Annotated in this window: 19 protein-coding genes and 1 pseudogene; 16 read left to right on the top strand and 4 right to left on the bottom strand. The window is 49.1% G+C overall.

Annotated features, from left to right (window positions below; translation table 11 throughout):
* The gene (locus M6D81_RS13355; RefSeq protein WP_262677404.1) at window positions 1–516 is read right to left on the bottom strand and encodes a MerR family transcriptional regulator; all 516 of its coding nucleotides are present in this window, start codon (window positions 514–516) and stop codon (window positions 1–3) included.
* A gap of 110 nt (window positions 517–626) precedes the next feature.
* Window positions 627–1529 carry an AraC family transcriptional regulator gene (locus tag M6D81_RS13350; protein WP_262677403.1) on the bottom strand — a complete coding sequence of 301 codons (903 nt, stop codon included), beginning with the start codon at window positions 1527–1529 and terminating at the stop codon, window positions 627–629.
* Window positions 1530–1669: 140 nt separating this feature from the next.
* Here M6D81_RS13350 and M6D81_RS13345 point away from each other — a divergent pair, with 140 nt between their 5' ends.
* The 11 genes from M6D81_RS13345 to M6D81_RS13295 all read left to right on the top strand — a co-directional run bounded on the left by M6D81_RS13345 (window position 1670) and on the right by M6D81_RS13295 (window position 16037).
* On the top strand, window positions 1670–3538 hold the full coding sequence (locus M6D81_RS13345; RefSeq protein WP_262677402.1) for an ADP-ribosylglycohydrolase family protein: 1869 nt from the start codon (window positions 1670–1672) through the stop codon (window positions 3536–3538).
* The gene (locus tag M6D81_RS13340; RefSeq protein WP_262677401.1) at window positions 3535–4332 is read left to right on the top strand and encodes an alpha/beta hydrolase; all 798 of its coding nucleotides are present in this window, start codon (window positions 3535–3537) and stop codon (window positions 4330–4332) included. Before M6D81_RS13345 ends, M6D81_RS13340 begins: the two co-directional genes overlap by 4 nt.
* A gap of 22 nt (window positions 4333–4354) precedes the next feature.
* A complete protein-coding gene (locus M6D81_RS13335; protein WP_262677400.1) occupies window positions 4355–5326 on the top strand; it encodes a ComEC/Rec2 family competence protein in 972 nt (323 codons plus the stop codon).
* Complete coding sequence (locus M6D81_RS13330) at window positions 5323–5553, top strand: hypothetical protein (protein ID WP_262677399.1); 231 nt, start codon at window positions 5323–5325, stop codon at window positions 5551–5553. The genes M6D81_RS13335 and M6D81_RS13330 overlap by 4 nt, the downstream gene beginning before the upstream one ends.
* The gene (locus M6D81_RS13325) at window positions 5480–5797 is read left to right on the top strand and encodes an HAD hydrolase-like protein (RefSeq protein ID WP_262677398.1); all 318 of its coding nucleotides are present in this window, start codon (window positions 5480–5482) and stop codon (window positions 5795–5797) included. The genes M6D81_RS13330 and M6D81_RS13325 overlap by 74 nt, the downstream gene beginning before the upstream one ends.
* Window positions 5798–5905: 108 nt before the next feature.
* Entirely contained in the window at window positions 5906–7522 is a 1617-nt protein-coding gene (locus tag M6D81_RS13320) for a response regulator transcription factor (protein WP_262677397.1), read from the top strand.
* Window positions 7519–9252: a sensor histidine kinase gene (locus M6D81_RS13315; protein WP_262677396.1), complete on the top strand. Its 1734-nt coding sequence runs from the start codon at window positions 7519–7521 to the stop codon at window positions 9250–9252. The genes M6D81_RS13320 and M6D81_RS13315 overlap by 4 nt, the downstream gene beginning before the upstream one ends.
* A 167-nt stretch (window positions 9253–9419) precedes the next feature.
* Window positions 9420–10328, top strand: coding sequence for an ABC transporter permease (locus M6D81_RS13310; RefSeq protein ID WP_262677395.1), 909 nt, complete (start codon window positions 9420–9422; stop codon window positions 10326–10328).
* Window positions 10329–10350: 22 nt separating this feature from the next.
* Window positions 10351–11310: a carbohydrate ABC transporter permease gene (locus M6D81_RS13305; protein WP_262677394.1), complete on the top strand. Its 960-nt coding sequence runs from the start codon at window positions 10351–10353 to the stop codon at window positions 11308–11310.
* Between the two features lie 31 nt (window positions 11311–11341).
* Entirely contained in the window at window positions 11342–12889 is a 1548-nt protein-coding gene (locus tag M6D81_RS13300) for an ABC transporter substrate-binding protein (RefSeq protein WP_262677393.1), read from the top strand.
* 100 nt (window positions 12890–12989) lie between these two features.
* Window positions 12990–16037, top strand: a complete 3048-nt coding sequence (locus M6D81_RS13295) for a discoidin domain-containing protein (protein ID WP_262677392.1) — start codon at window positions 12990–12992, stop codon at window positions 16035–16037.
* Window positions 16038–16223: 186 nt separating this feature from the next.
* Here the strand turns inward: M6D81_RS13295 and M6D81_RS13290 are convergent, their stop codons facing one another.
* Window positions 16224–17102, bottom strand: a complete 879-nt coding sequence (locus tag M6D81_RS13290; RefSeq protein WP_262677391.1) for an alpha/beta fold hydrolase — start codon at window positions 17100–17102, stop codon at window positions 16224–16226.
* A gap of 272 nt (window positions 17103–17374) precedes the next feature.
* Here M6D81_RS13290 and M6D81_RS31825 point away from each other — a divergent pair.
* The 5 genes and pseudogenes from M6D81_RS31825 to M6D81_RS13270 all read left to right on the top strand — a co-directional run.
* Window positions 17375–17470, top strand: a pseudogene (locus M6D81_RS31825) (putative RNA methyltransferase); the annotation flags it as partial.
* 111 nt (window positions 17471–17581) lie between these two features.
* Window positions 17582–18196, top strand: a complete 615-nt coding sequence (locus tag M6D81_RS13285) for a methyltransferase domain-containing protein (protein WP_262677390.1) — start codon at window positions 17582–17584, stop codon at window positions 18194–18196.
* A 183-nt stretch (window positions 18197–18379) separates the two neighbouring features.
* Window positions 18380–18703, top strand: a complete 324-nt coding sequence (locus M6D81_RS13280) for an ArsR/SmtB family transcription factor (RefSeq protein ID WP_262677389.1) — start codon at window positions 18380–18382, stop codon at window positions 18701–18703.
* A 96-nt stretch (window positions 18704–18799) separates the two neighbouring features.
* The gene (locus M6D81_RS13275; protein ID WP_262677388.1) at window positions 18800–19801 is read left to right on the top strand and encodes an NADP-dependent oxidoreductase; all 1002 of its coding nucleotides are present in this window, start codon (window positions 18800–18802) and stop codon (window positions 19799–19801) included.
* Between the two features lie 145 nt (window positions 19802–19946).
* Window positions 19947–22067 (top strand): motility-associated ABC transporter substrate-binding family protein, encoded by a 2121-nt coding sequence (locus M6D81_RS13270; protein ID WP_262677387.1) that lies wholly within the window; start codon window positions 19947–19949, stop codon window positions 22065–22067.
* Window positions 22068–22153: 86 nt separating this feature from the next.
* On the opposite strand, the gene M6D81_RS13265 is transcribed toward M6D81_RS13270, so the two are convergent.
* Window positions 22154–25591 (bottom strand): golvesin C-terminal-like domain-containing protein, encoded by a 3438-nt coding sequence (locus M6D81_RS13265; RefSeq protein ID WP_262677386.1) that lies wholly within the window; start codon window positions 25589–25591, stop codon window positions 22154–22156.
* Window positions 25592–25607 lie beyond the last annotated feature (16 nt).

The following is a 25607-nucleotide window of genomic DNA, read 5'->3' as shown; positions in this document are numbered from 1 at the left end:
TTAATCCTCCTTGTTTTCCTCATTTTTATGTTTTGTTTTGTCATCTCCGTCCGCTAAGAACATCCCCAGCAGGCCAAAACGATGTTCCCAGCTTTGTCGACGATTCAGGATTGGCTTCTCATAGTCGTTCTTCATCGTTTGCAGCAGCGTGGTGAAATCGTCGACCGTCACCTGCTCCTTTCCTTTCATCAGCTTATACACATGCCTCAGTTGATCAAGCAGCTTCTGCTGCCGCCGGATCTGCTCCTGCACCCGCTCCATCTGCAGGTCGACGACCTCGAGCGGGTCGATTCCGCGGCCCGTCAGCGCCGCCTTCACTTCTTCGAGCGACAGGCCCAACTCCTTCAGCGATACAATTCGATAGAGCCGTGACAAATCCTCGTCGTCGTAGAGCCGATGTCCCGATTCCGTGGCAGCCGACGGCGAGAGCAGTCCGATCTGGTCGTAGAAGCGCAGCGTGCGCACCGTTAACCCCGTCAGCTTGGCCAGTTCCCCGACCTTCCAATATCGTTTCACTGATCATCTCCGTTCTTTGTCGCTAGCTCGATCACCGGTAGCCTTATTATAAAACCTTACGTTACGTAACGTGCAAGCGTTTTTTAATTCTCGTTCTGATTCCGCTGTTTTTAAGACCCATTGCCCGATTGTTCCCTGTATTGCGAGGGGCTCTCGCCGGACAATTTTTTAAATACGCGGCTGAAGTAAAGGGCATCCTGATAACCAACCTCTTCTCCTATCCCTTGTATGCTTAAGCTTGTATTTATGAGCAGATATTTCGCCTTTTGAATGCGAAGCTGCTGAACATAAGAGGAAATGGAAATGCCGGAATTCTTTTTGAAGACTTGGCAGAGATATTCGTATTTACGTCCAGTTTCTCGTTCAATCCAGTTTCTATCGATTGATTTAGCGAAGTTCTCGTTCAGCATAGAGATCAAATTCCTATATGTAAAAAAGGAAGCGGAGACTGTCCGATAATGACGATCTTCCTCAAGCAAGTCATCTGCAATCGTTTCAAACAGATTTCCCAGCAACAGACTTAGTCGAAATCGGAAATAACCCGTGGGGTGGGCAAATTGATGAATGATGTTCTCGAACTGAGAGAGTATCAAATGTCGACGTTGCGGGCGAAAGCGTCGCGGCAAAAGAACTTTATCGATATTTTCGTCGAAATGAGTTCGCAAATCACTTTGAGCATCATGGATAAAATGAATAGCTCCAATTGCTTTTGTCCATTCTTTGAATTCCTCCAACTTCGGATCGCACTGGAATTGTATCCAGAAGAAACAACTCTCCTCCGAAGTTTCCCTCCATCCGCTATGTGCCTCCCAGGGCCGCAGTAAGAACAACTCGCCAGATTTGAGTACCAGCCTTTCGTTGCCGACCTGCATGTAAATGGGGCCTTCAATCACGATGAGAATCTCATAGTAGGGGTTGGAGTGCGTCGACCGATAGAAATCGGAATTGCCCTTGTGAATATTCGCCCATTTCACATCGAGTCTGGATAAATGCGCCATCGTCAAGAATTCCATGGATTCCTCCGCATTTTTATAAATTTATGGACGTTATTATCGTCCATATAATGGCTGAAATGCTTGTGCTACAATCATAGCACGAAAGTGATTCCTCGCAAGCTTGCGGGAATTATCATGAAATCAGGAGGCGGAGCAGAATGAATATTCTAAATGAACAAGATTATTATCGAATCGTCTATGGCGGCTGGTTGGGGAAAAATATCGGGGGCACCCTTGGCGCGCCGGTAGAAGGTGTGAAAGAACTGCTTACTTTAACATTTTATCCGGAGTTGCCAGACGGCCCGCTCGAGAATGACGACCTTGATCTTCAACTCGTATGGCTGCATGCTTTGGAACAGTATGGTCCCGGATTAACTGCTCGAGAGCTTGGGCAGGAATGGCTGGATCATATTTTTTTTCCATTCGATGAATATGGTTACGCATTGACCAACCTGCGAAGAGGGTTGATTCCGCCTGTTGCCGGTTCGTTCAATAATCCGTTCACTCATTGCATGGGATCGCCAATTCGATCTGAGATATGGGCGATGGTCGCTCCAGGTCTGCCGGAAAAAGCTGCGTCTTATGCGTACCAGGATGCGATCGTCGATCATGCAGGAGGTGAAGGGGTATTCGGGGAAATGTTCTTCGCTGCCATCGAAAGCGCAATTTTCTTCGAGAAGGACCGCGACCGTCTGATTGATATCGGCATGAAATTTATACCAACGCATAGCCGCACCTATAAAGCACTGCAAGACTTGATTCGTTGGCACCAAGAAGGAAAAGACTGGACGGTGGCCCGATCGTTAATCCTCGAGCATCATGGCAGCGACAACTTCACAGATGCTCCTCAAAATATTGCGTTTACAATCCTTGGCTGGCTATACGGCAATGATTTCGAGGATGCGCTCTTGAAGGCGGTTAACTGCGGATATGACACGGATTGCACAGCGGCAACGCTTGGAGCAATATTGGGCATGCTGCTGGGACCGGAAGGACTCCCGGGCAAATGGGTAAAGCCGGTTGGCGACCGCGTCGTCGTCAGCCCTCCGATCAATGGATTCCCAGCGCCTAAAAATTTGGATGAATTGACCCTTCGGACTATTCGTATAGGCAAGCAGGTTCTGGCAGCATCCGAAGTTGATATTAGAGTACACCCCAACGAGCCGAGTTGCTGGGACCGACAGGTGTTTTCGCTTCAAGGAGTAAAGGAGCTTTGGGAAAGGTCAGCGACATCCAATCATTACTTGCTGCCGCGGGGGACTTCACAGAACCCTACTCTCGAGTTGATCATTGATTATGGGGCTGAAGGGCCGGCGATCGGCCCGAACCAAACGAAGACCATACAAGTCACATTGCTTAATCGCGCGCCGTCCGCAATAACAGGGAAGCTTTCACTTGATCTGCCTGAGGGATGGGTGGGGCCGGACGCGCTTGCAGTTATCGTACAGTCGAACGAGACTGTGGAATGGACCGTAGACATCACTGCTTCTGCGTCAGCAGAAGCTTACCATGAATTGGCCCTACTATGGACAAGGATTCACGATCATTCGGTGTGGGCAATGGAGAGGGTGACGTTTACACTCATTGGCTCCTCCCGTTGGACGGTATGGGGACCTGAGAGCAGCGAAGGAATCAAAGTGATGTTTCCGGGGAACCGCCTCGACTGGGAAAAGATTATGGATACGGATGTGGACGGTTGTTACAGAGCAGTAACGTCGCTCTACAATCCATCAGACAGGCAAGTCAGACTCATTGCTGCTGCGAACGCTCCTATTCTGCTAAAGCTTAACGGGAAGATTATTATTGACTGCAAGCAAGCCCCCGAGTTTATGCCTGCCTATCACCGTGCGCCTAACGATCAGTGGATTGAGTTAACGCTTGCAGCAGGAAGTTATGAATTGGATGTGTCCGCATGGAAGAATGGCGTCCCTCTTCAAGTGTATATCTTGCCTGTAGCGATCATGAAAACAACAGATCCTGGCCCTTGTTACTATTATACTGACATGCTGTTCGGAGGAATCGAATGAAAATAGAACTGTGGCCAGAAGGCGCTCCTTACGCGCTTGGGAATCATCAGGGGGATCGTCCTGCCATCACTGCATATTTCGCAGAGAAGAAAGGAAGCAAGCAACCGGCAGTAGTTGTTCTTCCAGGAGGAGCCTACCACGCACATGCCCCCCATGAAGGAGAACCTATCGCGAGATGGCTGAATACACTTGGAATCACTGCATTTGTACTGGAATATCGGGTGGCTCCTTATAGGCATCCTGTGCCGTTGATGGACGCGAAGCGGGCACTTCGCTTGATAAGGTCTCGGGCGGAGGCCTGGGACCTTGACCCGACCAGGCTGGGGGTGCTTGGATTCTCTGCGGGGGGGCATTTGGCATCTACCGTTGGCATTCAATATGACAATGGCGATATGAATGCTATTGACGAAGTGGATAGATTCAGTTGCCGCGCCGACTTTATGATCCTATGTTACCCCGTCATAACTATGGGGGAATTCGGACATGACGGCTCTCGGCTTCATCTGCTAGGCGAAAACCCAACGAATGAATGCATCCAGTTATTGTCCAGTGAACGGCAAGTCGCAGAGGATACACCGCCAACTTTTTTGTGGCACACTTCCGATGATTCGGCAGTCCCTGTCGAAAATGCGCTGCTGCTTGCCGGAGCTCTTAGCCGCTGCAAAGTTCCGTTTGAGTTGCATTCCTACCAAACAGGCAGCCATGGTTTGGGATTAGCGGAAAGTCATCCGGAGGCCCGGACTTGGCCGGATCTATGCTCCCGCTGGCTGAAGCGTATAGGTGTCACAGTTTAAACATCGACAGGAGCGTGAGGGAATGAAAGCTATGAGCGAGAACTGCGAGCCGGGGCAATGCCGGATCCAGATGTTTGATCTGAACGGCAAGGATACCGGAGCTACGGGCGTTCCAGGTATGAATCCGGCGGATGGTTTTCTGATACGAGTGGCTGACAATCACCGTACATGGCATATTTTGCTTGATGCAGGGAAGAAAGGGCAAGGAACTGCTGTTATCGTCCCATGGCTGCGTAAGATGGGCATAACACGATTGGATGCCATCATTCTGTCCCATTTTCATTATGACCATTTCGGAGGAATGATCGACTTGCTCGTCGATTCCGAGTTGGAGGTGGAAGAGATTATTTATGCGCCGATTGGTGAAGAGCTTATTGAACGCGGCGATGCTGGAGAGCTGAATAGTTCGCTGTGGCAGGAATGCCGGCTGGCCATGGAAGGGTCAGGATGCCGACTGACCGCGCTTGATGGACGTCATCTCGGTCACAGATTTGCTTTTGGGGATAAGCTGGGCTTAACGGTGCTGGCGGTTCCTGACGCTTTAGCCTGGGCGGACGAACCTGTGGTGAACCTGAACAATTTGAATGTAATTCTCTTGCTGGATTATGGCCGTTTCACGGCGCTCTTCCCCGGTGATTGCGGGGCGGCTCAAACCGCTGCATTACTTGAGCCCGGTTGCAGGGAGAGGATAGCGAATATTTGTCTGCTGAAAGCGGCCCATCATGGAGGGGACGAGTCAACGACTCCGGAGCTCATCGAGCTGTGCAATCCGCGTCTGGTATGGATTCCCTGCAATGAGACCGTAGTCGAGCATCGACCGTCGTTTGTGGAAAATTTGCATCGATTTACGAGTAGGGGCGCACGCGTCGTTCGAGGAGATTGGGACTATGACGCAGAGCTGACTACGGATGGAGTCATGGTCGTGTGCAATACGCATGGATACGGCAATATGAAGTCAACCTATTCATTTAAGATAACGGGGGATCATGAATGAGCAAGTGGGAGTGGTTCCTCCAGATGGAAGCGGCGCTGTTTGATCTTGACGGTTGCCTTTATTACGGAGAGCGGCTTGCGGAAGGAGCCGTGGAATTACTTTGTCTGTTGAATGAGAAAGGACTCCGCGCATCCCGGTATGGGGGGACGCCCGGTGCCCGAGACCGGAGCGCTGGCGGCAGCCATTATCGCGGCAGTCGGGGATATGCAAGTGGAGTATGCGGGTAAGCCGGGCGACCTCATGTTCCGGATGGCCATGGAGCGTTGTGGCTCTGCATCAGCAACGACCGTAATGATCGGGGACAATCCGTCTACCGATATTGCCGGCGCGAGGAACGTCGGTATGAAGACGGTTTGGATCAGCAATGGGAGAGCCGGGGACGACTCTCCTTCTGCGTGTAGCACGGGCGTAGAGGACGGTGGCTGCACAGTCACCAATATTGGAGAATTGCTGCAGCTAGTTGCGCGTTGAACGCAATACGCTGCGGTATTGCTTTTTGATAGCGGTTACTGTAGAATCGGGGCACTTAGACGGAAGTTCCGGCTGACGATCTGTCGACTCCGGGAGGATGATATCACCATGTATAGCCTTCTTATTGTAGATGATGAAATTTATGCGGTTAACGGGCTCAAGGACGGACTCGACTGGTCTGTCATGGGTTTTACCGCCGTGTATGAAGCCTACGACAGCACGATGGCTCGTGATCGGATCGAATCCACGCCGATCGACGTTATGATTTGCGATATCGAGATGCCCGGAAGCAGTGGTCTGGAATTGCTTGAGTGGGTAAACGATCAAGGTTATTCGATGGAGACAATCTTTCTCACCTGCCATTCCAAGTTTGCTTATGCGCAGAAAGCGCTGCAGCTTGGAAGCCTGAACTATTTGGTCAAGCCGGTCAACTTTATTGAATTGGAAAGCATTATTATGAGAGCGCTTCGTAACCGAGTGCAGGAGCAGGAAGCGAGCTTTGTTCAGAAAGAATACCACAAGTATCTTCAATTATGGGAAGCCAGGAAACCGCTGATGCTGGAACGATTCTGGCAGGACTTGCTTGATTATCGTAATGAGCCTTCAGAAGGCTGGATCGACCGTGAATTAGCCGGCTATGAAACGAATTTGTCGAAGGAGTCGCGTGTTTTTCCCGTCCTGGTCAGCATTGAACGGTGGCATAAGGAGATTGATACCCGAGACGAAGCCATTATGGAATATGCTCTTCGCTGCGCAGCGAAGGAAATTATGCTGAAAGACGGGGCGGGCATCGTCTTCGAAGATAGGGAAGGCATGATGGTTATATTAGCCTATGGTGGCGGGAAGCGGACCATTCAAGAATGGAAGACTATTTGCGGAGCATTCGTGGAGGCATGCCAACTGTATTTTTACAGCACGGTTATCTGTTATTTGGGTAAGGAAACGGACATTCGGCATTTGCGATCCATGTATAGGGCGCTTCAGTACGAGGTGCAAAATAATGTAAGGCGGGCTTCCCAAATTGTTTGTCATATCGAGGACTCATCCGCCCGGACGGAGACATCCGTTGCGCTGCCCGATTTCTACGAATGGGCCGAATGGTTGGAGACCGAAGACCCTGGACTTTTAATTGGACGAATGTACGACTATTTTGAACAGCTTGAGAAGGAAGCGGGCGTCAAGGCGGAATCCTTGCAACGCTTTTATGATGGACTGCTGCAAATGCTGCACTATCTCCTCCACAAAAATCGTGCGGCAGCCCCTCAGCTTCAGGGCGGCAGGCTGCCGGACAAGGATGCCGCCACCCTGTCGATCAGCGCCTTGCGAGTATGGGCAGAGATGGCAGTGAGCATTTACGCGGAGGCGATACAATTCGAATTGGAGGCTGAATCGCCGATCGACAAGGCCAAGCGTTATATCAATGAACGGCTGAAGGAGGAGATAAGCCGGGAGCAGATTGCCGACTATGTCTATTTGAACCCTGGTTATTTGTCCCGACTGTTCAAGAAGGAGACGGGAGAATCGCTGTCGGATTACATCTTGCGGAAACGGATGGCGCTGGCGAAGCGTGAATTGACGCACAGTGATGAGCCGATTAGCAAGGTCGCGCGGTCGCTAGGCTATAATAGTCTGTCGTATTTCGGTAAATCGTTTAAGCGGTTTTACGGCATGAATCCGCAGGATTTCCGTAATGGCGCCGCTGAGCAGGGCAGGCTCGAGTCATGAAGCACAGACGATCGCTTGGTTTCAAGTTATCGGTAGTGTTTGCGGCTGCAGCCGTGCCGTTATTGCTCTTCCTTATCTACATCAACCGGTATGCAATGGATGTTGTAAGGACGCAGGTGGCAGAGTCGCAGCAGAGCTTGCTCAGCATGCACGCGAACGACATGGATGCGAAGCTAACCCAGGTCAATCATTATTTGCTGGGATCGGCATTCCAGCATGCGGGTATTACCTCGCTCATGCTCAATGAGCAAGGCAGCGATGAATATACGTTGACGAAAATTCAAGTGCTGAATCAAATGAACAAGGACATGGCCAATTATAAAAATGTGGCGATGCTCTTTGTATATGCAACGCAGAACGAGGACCTGATGACGACGGAGCCTGGGATCAACGTATCCAAGACGATCAGGGAAGAACTTGCGGAAGTTATGCGATCGAGTGAAAATCGGGCTGTGTTCCTGCAAAGCTGGCAAGTTGTCGAGTTGAGAGATTCGCTGTGGCTGATGCGGCTTGAACAGAATGATTTCAATGTCTATACGGGCGCGCTGATCAGCGCTTCCTCATTGATGGAGCCGATACAAAACGTCATGGCCGAAGGTGAAGGGATGGGGCAAGTGCTTCTATTGAACGAGACAGGCCAATTGCTGCATTCCGTTCCGCCCGCTTCGCAAGAAGCAGCCAAAGGATTACACTTAGCGAAAGTATCCGGCAAATTGTACGATACGATACTCGTAGAAGGCGATAAGACGCTTGTCGTAGAAAAAGGCTCCATCCAGTCGGATATGCGGCTTGTTGCGTTGCTTCCGGAGTCTCGGCTGCTGCAGCGGCTGGTGACGTTTCAGACGGTCATCAACCTGATGCCGTTTGCCGCCGCTATCTTGCTCTTGCTGCTGCTGGTTATTCTCAGGAGAGTTGTGTTAAAACCGATTGTTCAACTGGTACGGGGAATGAGGAAAATCAAGGACGGCGATCTTGCCTATCGTCTGGAGCATTCCGCGACCATGGAATTTGAATGGATTACAGGGAACTTTAATGAGATGGTTTCGGAAATTAAAGATTTGAAAATTAATGTGTACGAGGAGCAGCTTAGATTGAGCAAGGCGGAGATCAGGCAGCTTCAATTGCAAATTCACCCGCATTTTCTGCTGAATTCACTGAACGTCGTCTTTCATCTTATACAATCCGGCGAAATCAAGCTTGCCCAGCGTATGATCCGCTATATAATGGATTATTTCCGCTTTGTCACACGCTCCGCTGTTGCGATTGTCCGCTTGGAGGATGAAATTCAACATATTGTGACGTACCTGGAAATTCAGAAGATGAGATTTCCTCAGTTTCTTGATTTCGAAGTTGTAGTGGATGACAAGCTGAAGGAAGCCTCGCTGCCGGCTGTATTGTTTCAGCCCTTTGTCGAGAACGCGATCATTCACGGGTTTCGTATTCGCCGCCAGCGCTTCATCATCCAAATTTCCGTAGAATCCGATCCCGATCAGCCGGATGGAGGTCTGATGATTCGTATAATGGACAATGGCACGGGATTTGAGGGAGATCAGTTGAGGGCGTTCGCCAATGCTTCCTTTAAGCATGATCAGGAGCATCTTGGCATCGGCAATGTTTATGAAAGACTGCGTATGCACTATGGAGCGCGCGCTACGCTTCTTTTCGGCAACAAGCCGGAGGGAGGCGCCGAAGTTACAATGCGGATACCGCTTCAGTTCCATATCGACTAAATAATATCAAGATGGCGCTCACGTCGGGCTTTGCCCCCGATTGCGGGGCGTTTTTTTGCGCAGGGACTGATAGGTGTGTAGGAGTAACAATAGTGCTATCGGAGGTGACATTTGTGCTAACACTTTTCGCTTATGATGAATGCAGAGAGAAAAGGAGTGAGCCGCAAATGCCAAAGACGTTAAGCAAGCACAGGTCCTTATGGATCATGGTGTTGCCAGGATTGATTTATTTGTTCATCAATAACTATCTTCCGATGTTCGGCAGCGTGATTGCGTTTAAGGACTTTAATTATACTGACGGCCTTTGGGGAAGCGCTTGGGCGGGATTCGAGAACTTCAGATTTCTGTTCGGGACCAAAGATGCTTACGTCATTACGAGAAATACACTGTTGTACAATGCGGTATTTATCGTTTTCAATCTGATCTTCGCCTTGGCCGTTGCGTTGCTGCTTAACGAGATCAGAAAGCGGGTTATGCAGAGCTTCTACCAAAGCGTGCTGTTGCTTCCCTACCTCATTTCATTCAGTATCGTCGGCTACCTTGTATACAGCTTTCTAAGCATGGAATACGGATTCATCAATTCGGCTGTGCTTTCGAAGCTGGGCCTGCCCCCGGTTGCCTGGTACATGGAGTCCAAGTACTGGCCGTACATTCTTGTTCTTGTCAACGCATGGAAGTATATCGGCTACTCTAGCGTCATTTATTTCGCGGCGATGACGGGAATTAGTCAGGAATATTACGAGGCGGCCCGACTTGATGGAGCGAATCGCTGGAAACAAATGACCCAAATCACGCTGCCGCTCATCAAGCCGGTCATTATCGTGCTGACGCTGCTTAACATCGGACGCATTTTCTACGCCGATTTTGGACTGTTCTATCAGGTAACGCTGAATACCGGTATATTACTGCCAACGACGAACGTGATCGATACGTATGTGTACAGGGCGCTTATTCAAAGCGGAGATATCGGCATGTCATCCGCCGCAGGATTGTTCCAGTCGGCTGTAGGTTTTCTGTTGGTCTTTACCGCCAATTTGCTCATAAGGAAATTTGATAGAGAGAGAGCGTTGTTTTGACGCGTTTCGAGGAGGACATCTCATGAAAGCAAAACGACATTCTCCGTCAGGCACAACAACGCCGTCCGATCCAACTGCGGGAGCGCAGGGGAAAATACACGAGCACTCCATGTTGGCTCAGATTGCGATTCATTTCTTTTTTGTTGCGGCTTGCACGGTTTGTCTGATCCCGATTGTTCTTGTCGTCATCGTTTCGTTTACGAACGAACAGGCCATTATGGCAAACGGATATTCCTTCTTTCCGGAGTCGTTTAGTCTAGATGCCTACCATTATTTGCTGGCGGATTACGATCGTCTGCTGCGCTCTTACGGAATCAGCGTTTTCGTTACTGTCATCGGGACGACAACGAGCCTGCTTATTTCATCTCTGCTCGCATATCCGTTGTCCCGCAGAGATTTTCCACAGCGCAATTCGCTCGCCTTTATCGTGTTCTTCACGATTTTATTTAATGGTGGTCTGGTTCCCTGGTATTTGGTATACACGAATTTGTTTCATATCAAAGATACGATTTTAGCTCTGATTGTGCCGAACTTACTGATGAACGGCTTCTACATTCTTATTATGAGGACGTTTTTCAGTCATTCGATCCCTGGTTCGCTTATTGAATCCGCACAGATTGACGGCTCAGGGGAGTGGCGGACGTTTTTCCGAATTGTTATGCCGCTATCACTCCCCGTGCTTGCCACGATTGGATTGTTTACGACGCTTGGATTCTGGAACGACTGGTTTAACAGCTTGGTGTTCATTTATGACAACGAGTTGGTTTCCGTACAATACTTGATGACGAAGACGCTGCTTAGCATTCAATTCCTGCAGAGCAACACGCAAAACTCGAATATCGGCAAATTGCTATCGGAGATGCCGACAGAAACGGTGCGCATGGCAATGGCGATCATAGGTATCGGTCCCATTGTACTCGCATATCCGTTTTTTCAAAAATATTTGGTTAAAGGCTTGACTGTCGGGGCTGTAAAAGGCTAAGTTCATGTACAAATCAAATGGAGGGGTCACGATGCGGGTTGTAAGAAAGAAAGTACTAATGATGGCGGTTATTGTATGCAGTATCGGTCTTATATTGGCGGGTTGCGCCAACAGCAAGTCGGAGTCGTCTTCAAGTCATGCAGGCGAGAGTTCTTCACCGAACAATTCTGCGGCAAATGACGGGAAGGGTGAAGGCTCGGGAGATCTGAAGCCATACAAGATTACACTTGTATACCCGGGAGACGCACCTAAGGATTTGCAGTTGGTCCAGGATGCTATGAGCGACTATTTGACGGAAAAAATCAATGCGACGATAGAGCTGAAGCCAATCGATTGGGGCTCCTGGATGGAAAAAACGAATCTGATGTTTGCATCCAAGGAGAAATTTGATATCGTCGTGTCCGCGTCGACGCTCGGTTACTACAGCAATGTCGCCAAGGGTGCGTATCAGCCGCTAGATGAACTGATCAACCAGTACGGGCAGGACATTAAGGAAGTGCTTGGCGACGAAATCCTGTCCGGAATGAAGGTGAACGGCCAAATTTACGGGACACCGACCAACAAGGAGTTTGCCGCGTCGAACGGGTTTCTATTTAACAAGGCGCTGGTAGAGAAATACGATATCGATCTGGACCAAATCCAGACGCTGGAGGATCTGGAGCCGGTATTGCGCTTAATCAAGGATAAGGAGCCTGGCGTTACGCCGCTATTTGAAGGCAATAATCGATTTCTCGGAACCTTTGTCATCAATGGACAATACGACAATCTGGGTGACGGCTACGGTGTGCTGGACCGGAGCAGCAATGAGTTGAAGGTAATCGACAAAGTCGGTTCGTCAATTTATATGGAAACGGCCAAATTAGCACATCGGTGGTATAAAGACGGACTGATCAATAAAGATGCGGCGACTGTGAAGGATTGGGGATTAATGCAAGCCGGCAAAGCTTTTGCCGTCGTTCAGGAGCTGAAGCCCGGCAAAGATGCCGAGATGTCGATGGCATGGGGCTTCCCTGTCGTGCAGAAGCAACTGGACGTACCATATACGACAACGGGAACGGTGGCGGGCATTATGCTGGCGGTTTCCAAAACGTCCGAGGACCCGGAGAGAGCAATGATGTTTCTAAATATGCTGTACCACGACAAAACATTGATCAATATGCTTGACTTTGGTCTTGAAGACAAACACTTTGTGAAAGTGTCGGATGCGGTAATCGATTATCCAGAAGGCATGGATGCGCAAAGTGTCGGATACCGTAATGAACCTTGGATGTTCGGTAATCAAATGAACACGTATCTGTTCCCGAGTGAAGACCCGAACAAGTGGAACGCCTTCCGCGAATTTAATCAAGAAGCGGAAAAGTCAATCGCTCTTGGTTTCGCGTGGGATTCGGAACCGGTCAAAAATGAGATCGCGGCTTTGATCAACGTGACTCAGCAATATCAAGATGCGATTATCTCGGGTTCCGTTGACCCCGAAGTGTACATTCCGAAGTACATTGAAGCGATGAAGGCGGCCGGATTGGACAAGGTAATCGCGGAGAAGCAAAGGCAACTTGACGAGTGGGCGCAAGTTAAGTAAGAGTGGCGAGTAAGACGCTGCTATTGGCTCGAGAATGGATTACGGGGGCATGGTTAAACATGCCTCCTGTTCGTGAATCGGATGAGGGGATGGGATAGCGATGAGTTGGTTCAAGATTTTGATTTCTTCGCTTTGCTTGGCCGCAGGTCTGACAATAGGCGGCTCGTATAATGATCGGGTTTCGGCTGCGAGCAATGAGTTGTCGATTTGGGAGCCGCCCGCAGGAACGGCCGCCAACGCTACATTTGAGGTTCAGGTTCGCGCTGCGGGGGAAACGGCCTGGAATGATCTGTTCGTTTACAATGTCAAGGTTGGTCATCAGGACGGATCGCAGGCGCCGTCCTCGATGGTGAGTTTCGACTTTAATGGCACGGTCGACGTGAAGGTGACCTATGCTGGCGGCGCACTTGCCGCTTATGACCTTCGGCCGACTTCGTACGGCATCACAGCTGTCCAATCAGGCAATACGCTGCTATTCTCCATGACCCAGAACGAGGCTTCGCCGCGCAAGCTGGTCTTGCGAATCAACGACGACTGGGAAGAAGAAGTGCTGCATCTGGTGACCAATCCGATCGAGACGAATGCCGTTCAGGAAATAGCTTCCAATGTCTATGTCATTGAGCCGAACGATGAAATTCCGTTGCGACTGCCGGATGGCAAGGACACCTACTATTTCAAGCCCGGCGTGCATCAACTCCCAAGAGGAATGTGGGTTGAGCTGGATTTAGGTTCCGTTTATTCGTTGAACAGGCTTGTCCTGCATCCGGGAAAGGGAGCAGGAGCGACATCGACGGTATATCCGCCTTCATTTGTTCTTGAGACAAAGGAGCATGAGGGGGATAATTATGAAACCGCTTACGATGGCAGGGGGAATATGGAGGCAGGAACGGTTGATCAGACGTTTGCAGCGACAAACGCGCGTTATGTGCGACTGATGTTGACAGGCAATAACGGTTCCGGTCGCGATTTTCTGAGCGCGTTTGTCAATGAGCTGGAACTGTACACGAGCGGCGGCACCATGAACCTGGCTTTGAACAACGCGATCGCCGGAGCGTTGCCCGGCTACGAACGGATTGTGGACGGCAATCTCAATACGACATGGAGATCGAGCTCGGAATATGGGAACTGGCATGCGGGCGAATCCTTCTTCCTGTCTGAGGACAATTACAAGGTGTATCTCGAAGCTGGCTCTGTTGTGAAAGGTTCGTTTATGGCTGACGGCCTCAGCAACATCTCTATAACCGGACGAGGCATAGTAGATGCCGCCGAGTTGACGCATTATCCGGCCACGCTGGCGGAAAGCCGCGCAGGGGCGATCTGGATCGTCAGCGGAACAGACAATAAGGTTGAGGGCATTACGGTGATGAATGCTCCGATGTGGACGATCGTGATGAATTTTTCAACCAGACCGGTCGTCCGGAACGTTAATATTTTCGGCAATATGATCAATGCGGACGGCATTCATTTTAGCGGCAGCAGTTATGGTCTGGTGGAAGGTGTCTTCATTCGGTCAAACGACGATAATTTGGTCATGTACCATTACGCTGCCGGTTCGCATAATATTTTCCGCAACAGCGTCTTGTGGGGCGATGACGCGCATATCGTGCTTATCGGACTCGGAACCGCCGCCAATGCGGATATTACGAACATTACAGTCAATAATCTCGATGTACTCGCTCAGCAGGGCGTCTACGATTTGAACAAGTTCAACGGCGTTCTCAAGCTGTGGCCAAACGGCGGGAACGAGATCAGACATATCCATTTCGAGGATATCCGTATAGAACAGTTCAGGGACCCTGCCCATTCAATGATCTTCCAGTTTAGGATCGACGAACGCTTTCCTGGTGAAGGCGATGGGGCGGGCATACAGGATGTCGCTTTGGAGAATGTCGATTATTACGGATCGGGGGAAATGCAGTCCTTGATCAAGGGAACTACAAGCGCGTCTGTCAACGATATCAGATTTAACGATTATAAGAGAGCCGGGGCGTTCGTGACCAATGCCTTGTCGGGCAATATGCGCTTCGAGGGTAGTGTGTCTGGAATCGAATTTTCTCCGTCCGATGCGATTTTGGATGATCGCTTCGACGAGCAGATGGCAGAGACGGCGCCGATAGGTTGGACCAGCAGTCCAGGGTTCACAGTTAAGAATATGCCTAGCGTGTTCAACAAAAGCGTTCGAGTGAGTAAGACCGGAAGCGGTGATATTGTCGCATCCCGGGCGATACAAGCATCACGCGGCATTGTTACGGTGGAAGCCAGCATGAATATCGCGGATAAAACGAACTGGAAATCGATGATTGTAAGCGATTCAGCTGGAGCGGAACTGCTTCAGGTAGGGTTTGACAGCGGGGGGCACATTTTCGCGAACGACGGTTCGAGCTGGTCGCCCTTGATGAGTTACAACGTTAATCAATGGTATGACGTACGCGTTGTCATGAATACCGTATCGGGTCGTTATGATCTATACGTCGACGGCGTTCGCATTGCGAATAACTGGCGGCTAGAGACGCCGGGTGACGATATCGGCTTCATCCGATTTGGCTCAGGCGAAACACCGACTGGAACGTATTACTTTGACAATGTGAAGGTAACAGTTGTGCCGCCGCTTCTTGTCGAAACATTCGATGATCAAAGCGCAGGCGCGGCACCTCTCGGCTGGACCGGCAGCCCCGGTATTACAGTTGAGAATATGCCAAGCTTAACCAATAAGAGCGTTAAGGTAAACAAGACGGGAAGCGGAGCCATTGTCAGCTCGCGCGCCTTCATACCGGTGGGCGGCATCGTTACCGTCAGGGCGAAGATAAATATAACGGATAAGACGAACTGGAAGTCATTGATTGTCAACAATGGGGACGGCGTCGAGCTTCTGCAAGTCGGTTTTAATGTTGGTGGAGGTATTTATGCGAATAACGGTACGGCATGGGGACAGCTTATGAGCTATAATGTCAATCAATGGTACGATTTGTTGCTTCTTATCGATACAGTGACAGATAAATATGATCTGTATATCGACGGTATTCTTAAAGCGGACGATTTAGCGTTGGAAATAGGGACGTCCAATGTGGGAGCCATTCTGTTCGCCTCGGGTGAAACGCCGATCGGCGCCTACTACTTTGACGATGTTATGGTTGTGAACAGTCCATAATTTGAATCCTTTCATTGATCTAAGGGTGCGGCAATCAGGATTGTTCTTACCAGCGTCGCCGTCAATGAGGCCACTGAAAAAGTTAATTTGATCTAAAAAGAGGTACAGCCCTTAACATTATTGAGAAGGCTGTACCTCTATTTCTGATGCTCAGTTCGCTTGCTTCCACTTTAAACATCTACTGTATTAACGAGTGACATTCAAATTTTCAATCAACCAGTGCTTTATCGATGATAGTACCGTTACAGGCTGCATTGCTTTGGTGTGTTCCATATCATTTCCCTTTATGATCTCTATATCCCATCCAAGGTGTTCTAGCTCTTGTTTATTTTTTTGAAGTATACCGATAATATCTACTGTCACACTGCCAAAGTTTTCTCCATAAACAATAGTGTCTTTTTCCCCAGCAAACGCCAATCTTGGAATAACTAATTTATGCTGAATTTCTCGATCATCAAATCCCATCAAAGATTTGTACATGGTAACAAATTGTTTAGTTTGATTCGTGTCGATCTTTACCTGTATGTTATCCCAATCAACCTTTTCTGGATGAATATGATCATGCTCGTTAATTACAGGAGAATTTTGATTATACAAGGATTGTTCGTATGTTTTATTTGTTACCACCATCATTTCTTTATACGGACCATCTATTGGCGGAAAACCACCCATGATTAAGCATTCTAATCTATCTGTCCGAAGGGCTAATTGTAATCCAACTAAAGCTAACCAAGAGTATCCATAATAGCTAAACTTCTTAACGTTCATTTCATCAGCAATTGTTAACAAATCTTTTACTATATTTTCAGGTGTGAGATTCTCGGGGTCTGGATTTTGCATACGGTGTCCTTCGTAGTCGAAATATAGAATCTGAAACTTGTCTACGAGTCCCTCAATAAAATGTTTTCCTAATTCGGGGTCTACTCCCCACATTTTTAAGTTTTCAGCTTCTTGTCCATATACAGATTCTTTAGCAACTGGAAGCATGATTGTTGGAGAGTCGGGATTCCCAACTAAACCAACCTTTAATTCGGATTCATCCGTAAGCTCTATGTTCTTCTCCATATTTATCCCTCCTAGATTGCTTCTGCTATTATCATATAACATTCATGCAATATTTCGCTTTTCCGTCATTCTTCCTTTATATACTGGGATTTTATTTGAAATATGTTATTGAAGCACTTGAAGGTTTTACTTTAAAGAAGGAGTCAACAAACGGTGAGAATGATTCAAAATTCAAGGTTTGAAGAAGTCCTATGGCTAGTGAATGAACAGCAATCAAAGTAGAATTGCATGAAATGTATTAAACATGTTAAGATACAAATTGCTTAAATGTAATATGTGAGGGAGATTTTAACTATGTAATCAATTACCAAAGTTTGATTTGCAGCGATCAGCACTGTTTTGATATCGCAAAGCATGGATATGTTAACCTGCTATCCCGAGGCGGCGGCAGTAGTAAATATGATAAAAAAATCTTCCAGTCCAGAAGATTAATCAACAATGCTGGCTTATATAATCCCTTGCATGTCGCGGTAAGTCAAATGATATGGAATCAACAAGCAAGCAATGAATGTATAAGCATACTGGATGCAGGCTGTGGAGAAGGGTACCACTTAAATAACATACAGTTAGAAATAAATCAGAAGAAACACAACACATTGGCTGTAGGCATAGATATTTCGAAAGAGGGAATTAGTATTGCTGCAGCTGGATATTCTAATGCAATCTGGTGTGTAGCGGATATTGCAAACTGTCCATTCGCTGGCCAGCAATTCCAATTCATCTTAAGCATTCTTTCACCGGCCAATTATTCGGAATTCCAGAGGTTGATTAGTGACAATGGTTTGGTGATAAAAGTCGTCCCTGATCAGGATTATTTAAAAGAACTAAGAGAAATCTTTTACGAGGGGTCACATAAACAGGTCTATTCAAACTTCCATACAACTAGCCACTTCAACGAACATTTCAAGTTATTAGAGGTTGAAAGCATTCGATATCAAGTAAACCTGCATAAAACCTTAGTTGAACCATTGCTTGGTATGACGCCATTATCCTGGGGAGCTTCCAAGGAGCGGATAGAAAAAGTTTTACAGATGAATCTGAAACAAGTCACTATGGCTTTTAAAGTTTTGATTGGCAAGAAATCAACGACATGATTTGATCGTTAACGTGAACGTGAAGTCAAGTCAATGTAACACACAGCGACAGTCCAGGACTTAATTTTCTCGTCCTAAGCTGTCGCTGTTCCAGAAATACTCAACCTTGCACTTGCATTTACGAATGAAATGACTATAATTATGTTTAAATGATTAAACTAACGAACGGAAAGGGCGGGTCGTATGAGCCAGCAAGACGAGCATGTTCTGCAACAATTTAAAGAATGCATCCCCCTATTGGAAGTGTTGACCGATGAAAACCGTCAGGCGATTATTATGCTGCTGGCGCAGAACAAATCGGGACTTAATGTTAATGCGATTTCGGGCCATATCAATTTGTCTAGACCGGCCGTCTCCCATCATTTGAAGGTGTTGAAACAGTCCGGATATATTAAATCCGACAAAAAAGGCGTAGAAAACATATATGTATTGACTGTTCGCAAACCGCTTGAGCAACTCAAATCTTTCATTACTGTTATTGAAGACAAATGCAATGGGCCTCAGTGACTACCGGTCGAATAAATGGGAATCATGTAGAGAAACTTATTTATGTCTATTTGGTTCATTAGTTTAAACGAATAACTATATATGAGGTGATTTTAGATGAAGGCTATGATCATTGAGAAATACGGGGAAAAGGTTCCATTAATCATGACAGAACAACCAATGCCTGATATCGGAGAGCATGATGTGCTAGTAAAAATTTATGCAGCCAGCTTAAATCCTATAGACTTTAAAATTAAGGAAGGAAAAATGAAATTCCTCTTGCATTACAGGTTTCCTCTAATCTTGGGAAATGATTTCTCCGGAGTTGTAGTCAAGGTTGGCGATCAGGTGAAAACATTTAAACCCGGAGATGAAGTATACGGGAGACCCCGCAAAGACCGAATCGGAACATTAGCCGAATTTATTGCTGTTCATGAGGAAGATATTTGGCTGAAACCGCAGAATCTGACTTTTGAGGAGGCCGCATCGATACCGCTGGTGGGGCTTACGACTTACCAAGCTTTTGTCGATATATTAAACCTTCAAAAAGGTCAAAAAATATTGATTCACGCAGGTTCGGGTGGCGTAGGAACCTTTGCCATCCAGATGGCCAAGCTGATGGGCGCTTTTGTTGCTACAACAGCAAGCGATAAAGGCTATGAATTGGTCAAATCGTTGGGGGCTGATCTAATGATTAATTATAAAAAAGAGAATTTTGAAGAAATGCTTACCGGATATGATGCTGTGTTTGATACATTAGGCGGAGAAGCCTTGGAAAAGTCATTTCGCGTACTAAAACCAGGCGGGCAAATCGTATCCATCTCCGGCTTGCCAAACGCCAGTTTTGGAAAGGAAGCAAAATTGGGCTGGATGAAAACAACCATTTTGTCCATCGTGAGCCGTAAAATCAAAGCTCTAGAGAAGAAAAGCCAAACGAGATATCACTTCCTATTTATGAAACCGAGCGGAGCGCAATTGAAGGTTATACAGGAATGGATAGAAGAGGGTCGCATTAAGCCCGTTATAGATAGTGTGTATCATTTGAAAGATGCTGAACAAGCATTTCATTACCTGGAAAGCGGAAGGGCCAAAGGAAAGGTAGTCATTCGGATAAAGTAGTTTTGGACTCTGATTATGCTCGATTTTTGCACGGGATGAGGTAGAAGCTAATTTTTTGAAGGAAAAGCCAAAAAAATTGAAAGTGCCGGACGACACAGCACGTTACAATATTAGGCAGACGAGATCCATTCGGGAAGGTGAGCCTATGAGTGCAAGTGACAGTCCATTCGTCCGAACAGTACTGACCGGAATCGAAATCGGTGAGCATGAAGCAAGCTGTGAGCAATATATCGCATTGTTGGAGAGGTATTTCCATGAGGGCCACATCGATTTTATTGTTATTTTCCTTAATAAGAGAACGGTACCCCGCCATGTTTGGACGGAGTGGGTGCAGTATTTTGCCAAGCATAACATCAGTTTTGCCTTTCTATACAGTCAGGACAAAATGGGGGCGGGGAAGGAAAGTCAGCTAACCTCCGATATTGTGAATGAGTTGAAAGCGATTGCGGGCTCCTTATTCCTTGGCGATATGGTTGGTGAATGGGGGGGAATAGCCGCTTGGCAGGAAGGGAATTTTACTTCTCCCGGCCTGCTTGCTCCCGAACAAGTCGCTGACATGAGGTCGGCGAGTCGGGGATTGGTTCGCCATGTGGGCCGGCAAGTTGCCTTGAACGAACGGAACGGTGTTCCCGCAACCTGGGCTGTCGATGCAACGGTGCTGTATCGCTACCTCTTCGAAGGAGGTGTGAATTTCGGCATTGCGGAAGCGATGGCATCCGATCCGGAATTATTGTTTGCCGCGTTGCGGGGAGCTTCCCGGGCATATAGGAAAAGCGGATGGGGAAGCCATATTGCCCACGAATGGTACGGAGGATATAAGAATGATGATCCCTTGAAATACAAACGTCTCAAGCTGGCCTATTACCAGTCGTTTTTGGCCGGCGCCAGCCTGATCTATCCCGAAAGTGGCCATTTCGGCATTTATTCCTATGGTGAACATTACGAGCCGGAAAGCTGGCAGGCACAAGCGTATAGAGCATCTTGGAACCAATTTTCCAGCTTTACACGCTATCATGCTCGTCCGGAAGGGAATCCAATAACGACGATCGGCTTTGTACAGGGAGCCGATGACGGGTGGACGGGATGGTGGGGAGGCGCTACCGTATGGAACCAGTTCTCCGCCGGAGAGGATTGGCATTACGGTGCAGCCGAGCGAAGCTGGGAGCTGATCGGGCACATGAGACGCCGGAGGGAATGGCAAGATCCCACCGTATTTACTACGGATGCGACCACGAGTGCGTCATACGGGCAATACGATCTCGTTCCGATTGAAGCGCCGCTTTCCATTATGAAAGAATACCAGGTATTGATCTTCCTGGGATGGAATACGATGGACGAGGACATGTACGACAAGCTCAAGAGATATGTATACGAGGGGGGCAAGCTGTTCATGGCAGTCCCACATCTCAATACGAATTCGGCACGGGGAGATGCCCCCGCTTTATTTAGAGATGGCGACGTGTCCGATTTATTCGGTTGCCGTGTACACGGCGCCGACCGTAAACGCAACTGGGGCATTAAATTTGTGCGGGAAAGCCATCACAAGGGGTATGCCTATCCCGTTATCGGCAATGGGATTGGTGATCCGCTCGGTGCAGAAGGTCCGGTGGAATGCGCATCAGTCGAACTAATGGGAGCAGATGTCATAGCCCGTCTATCCGACCGATTCAGGGGGTGGCCTGAAGACAGCCCTCCTCTGTTATTGGAGCATCGTTATGGCGACGGACTGGCCGCTTTGATTACATCCTGGGATTTCCCCGGCGCTCCAACCGTGCGGAAGCTGACTGAAATCATTCTGCGTGCAGTTGTCGCCGATGAAGTTCGGCATGCGCGAATTCAAGTGACGGCAAGCGACAGTGTCCGTTATGCGGTTTATCCTGTAAAGACCGACCAGCACGTCGTCTATGTGCTGAACACGGATTATGCGGTGGCTCATCAAGCGATCGTTGCCAACACGACGATGGAGACGCTAATTGCTGTGGAAAGCTGCGGAATGCGAATCGTTTACTCCGCACCCGAGCTGCTTATTGTGCCGGAAAGCAATGAGATAACGATTGCCGCCATTCGCATGGCGGACGACCGAATGCAATTCGAAGCCGCTGTTCACAGGCCGACCCGTGTGACGATTAATTCTTGCAAGAAAATAGTAGAAGCCCGAACGGAAGAGGGACCCATTGCGATCTGTCGTGACGGGGAGCATGCAAATGCGACGATTGAGCTTATGAACTCGGGATGCGTGACGCTGCTGACCGAAAGGTTCGAATAAAAAAATGTTCCGGCTGCATAGACATCACAACAAGGAAGAGACCGTCGCCGTGAAAGCTGATGGTCTCTTGCGCATGCGAACGTGCATTATTGGAGAACGAACTGAATGGCATCGGATCTGACATATCCGTCTCCGGTATTGGTCAGCTGCACATAGGGATCTTCCGAAGGATCGAATGTGTAGCTGCCTAGATTGACCCAACCCGCATTGCCGGATACTTGATCTACGGTTATGGAGGAAGTACCGCCGGAATGGGATACGGTTACTTGCGCATTCGGGTCGTTATAGGCATGAACCACGTTGTAGAACAAGACGGTGTATGTGCCGGCTAAGGGGAGATCGGGCGACCAGCGCGCGTAAGAAGCGGAAGAACCGGAATAGCGCGTCGAAGAGTCGTTGTACCCCTTCAGGCCGCTGGCTGACCACGTTCCGCTCTCTGCATAGTCGGCATCGTCGTTATCGACGGTGACGGTCAGAGGCCCCTTGAACAGGAAGCGAAGTGCATCGGACCGCAAGTAACCTGTCGTCAGAGCATTGTCCAGCTTCACGTGTCCGTCTGTGCCGGAAGCGAAGTCGTAGGTGCCGATGGGCACCCATTGATTGCCGCCTGTTGTCTGATCTTTGATGACGGTGTCTGTCTTGCCATTATGCGTAATCGTATATCGCGCTTGCGTCGTTGAATTGCTGTGGTTAGGAATCCAGGCATATATATCGTAGACGCCCTCCGTTAGCTCCGGTTGCCATTGTGCAGAAGCGCCCGGCGTATTCGTAAATCGTGAGCCTGTGCCGTCCCAGCCCATCACGTTGGAAGAAGATGTCCACACGCCGGCAGGCTCCGTATAACGCCAATCTCCGAAGTCAATTTCGAGCGGGACGAATTTGACGGCATTGGCCCGAAGATATCCGCTTGCCGCAGCGTTCTCCAGCCTCACCTTATCTGTGGCAGTTCCCGTGAACGTATATTGGCCAAGCGATACCCAGCGGGATTCCGTTCCTTGCTGGCTTATGGTCAGCGTACGAGGGGTTGCTTCTGCGGAATAAACGGTGTAGCTCGCGGAAGCTGTGCCTGTCGTATGGTACGGTACATAGGCGAACACTTCATACGTACGATCGGACAATGACGGATGCCATTCAAACCAGGAACCGGTTGTATTGGAAGCCGCAGTCCTGGCGCTGAACGGAGTTACCGACGATCGGTTCCATACGCCTCCGCCATAGGCAATATCTCGGAACTGCAGCGAACCGTATTCAACGATCGTTTGCTCGACCGGTCTTGCTTCCGCCGACATCTCGCTAAGCGATGTTTCATTGCCCGAACGATCAACACCCGATACCGTAAAGAGATAGGAGGTTCCATTCGTCAAGCCGCTAGCGGTATAGGAACCGGATCGTGGCGTGGGATTCAGCTTTATTCCGTTGGCATAGTAGTAGTAACCGGCAAAGTCGAGCTCTTTGTTCGCGGTAGAAGGCGTCACCTTCAAAAATATGGATTCGCTGGCGCCGGGAACCGCCGTAAGCGTACCGACAGGAATAGCGGGCGCAGTGCTGTCCGTCAGGGTGGAAGCGGCGACGGTAGTGACTTCCGATTCATTGCCGGAGTTGTCAATGGCCGATACGCCTATCGTGTAGGCTGTTCCGGCAAGCAGCTGCTCAAGGCGGTATTGCGTCGACTTTAGAACATTGCTATTGATTCGTGTGCCGCTAATATAAAAGTTGTAGCCTGCCACGTCGGTCTCGGTATTCGGGTTCCATGTTACGGAAAGCTTGTGGTTGCCTGCCGATTCATCCGACGACGGGGTCACGGTGATTCCGGACGGTGCTGAAGGAGGTGTCGAGTCGACAGCTGCGGCCGGAATCAGCTTAATCGCATCGGCGGCCAAATTGCCTGTCCCTGAGGAATTCTCCACAGTAATGAAGTCGGTGGAGCCGGATGCGAAGAAATACGTTCCAAGCTTTGTCCACCGGCTGGTGCCTTGCGATTGGTCCCGGTATACAGAATCGATTACGCCATTATGCGAGATTGTATACTCTGCTGCCGTTGTGTTGCCCGAATCGATCGGAAGCCACACGTACAGATCATGCGGTCCGCTGGCTGCCGGATCGGGCTTCCATGTTGCGGCGGCTCCGGGGGAGGCGGAGCGACTGCTTGCGGAATCGTTCCAGCCCGACGGTGTATAGGTTTCGTTCCAGACGCCGCTCTCTTCGGTGAACCTCACTGGATCTTCGTCGTCGACAAGCGAAGTTACAGGGACGAACATTACGCTGTCGACTCTTAACACACCGCTGCCGGAACCGGGTTTGGACGCCTGAACATAATGACCGGTACCGGCCAAGAAGTCGAATGTGCCCAGATGCACCCAGTTCTGCCCGGCAGTAGACTGATCTACTGTGATCAGATCGGTTGTCCCATTGTGAGAGACGGTAATTTGCGCTTCAGGGAGTGGCTCTTCATAGTAGCTGGGGTTCCAGAAGTAGACGTCATACTGGCCGGTGGCCGGCAGATCGGGCGTCCATCTTGCCCATGCATCCGTATTGGCGGTGTAACGGATGCTCCGATCTTCATAGCCGAATGCCACATTGTCCAGACTGCTCCAGTCGTCCGCTGATTCGGTGTAGCCTGTCGAACCGTTATTGAGGATGATCGATTGTAACGGAGCTTGCAGGACAGGCGAATCGGATGTCTGATAATAGCGGAAGTAGTCTACCAGCATACTCCCCGGAAGGACGCTGTCGTCAACCTCGTTGGGGTCTCCCGAGGACTGCTGCGCCGTTAGCCACAAATTTTGCATGCCGAGTGGACCGGCATAGGCCGCCGTGCGGACGGCAACCCCGTCGACATACCAAATGACTTTATCCGGCAGCCATTCGAAGCCGTAAATGTGGTAGGAGTCGGACGGGTCGCTCACGGTGACGCTCTGACCATGGCCGGGAGGATCGTACAACGCGGGTGCATAGTAATGTAAATTCGTCGCCAGTCTCGTCGGATCGTGAGAATCGATCTCGAACATATCAATTTCATTGACAGAGTTTCTGATCGGCAGCGAGGCGCTGTAGTTCGTCCCATAATTCCAGAAGGACATGTGCAGACCGGGACCGTCCGCCCATAGCTTGGCGCGGATTTCGTAATAGCCGAAGCCGAGCAGCGCTTTGCTGTAGATGCCTCCGCTGGAGTAAGGATATCCATCGTTGGAAGCGGGATCTTCCTTTTTGAACTGAATGCTTAGCAAGCGGTTAGCCGGTTGCTCGGGATCTTCGACGGTCGTTACGTTTTCGCTTCGATTGGTGGAGAAGTATCTGTTGCCCAACCGGTAATTCCATTTGGCCATGTCAACGCTGGAATCGTTGAACTCGTCGCCCACCTCCGGTACAAGCATGTAATCGCCGGACGGAGGCGATGCAAGCGCTTTCGTAGAACAAATTAAAAAAAAGACGACCACGGCAAGTATTCCGACGGATAGATGCAGCCAAAACCTGTGAGTACAAACGCGTATTGCGGCAAACCGGTTGCCCAAAACCATTTTCATTCCGCCTTCCTCATTG

Origin of the sequence: Paenibacillus sp. J5C2022 (genome assembly GCF_025567625.1) — a bacterium.
Lineage (GTDB): Bacteria > Bacillota > Bacilli > Paenibacillales > Paenibacillaceae > Pristimantibacillus.
This window is presented reverse-complemented; position numbering and strand designations above follow the sequence as displayed.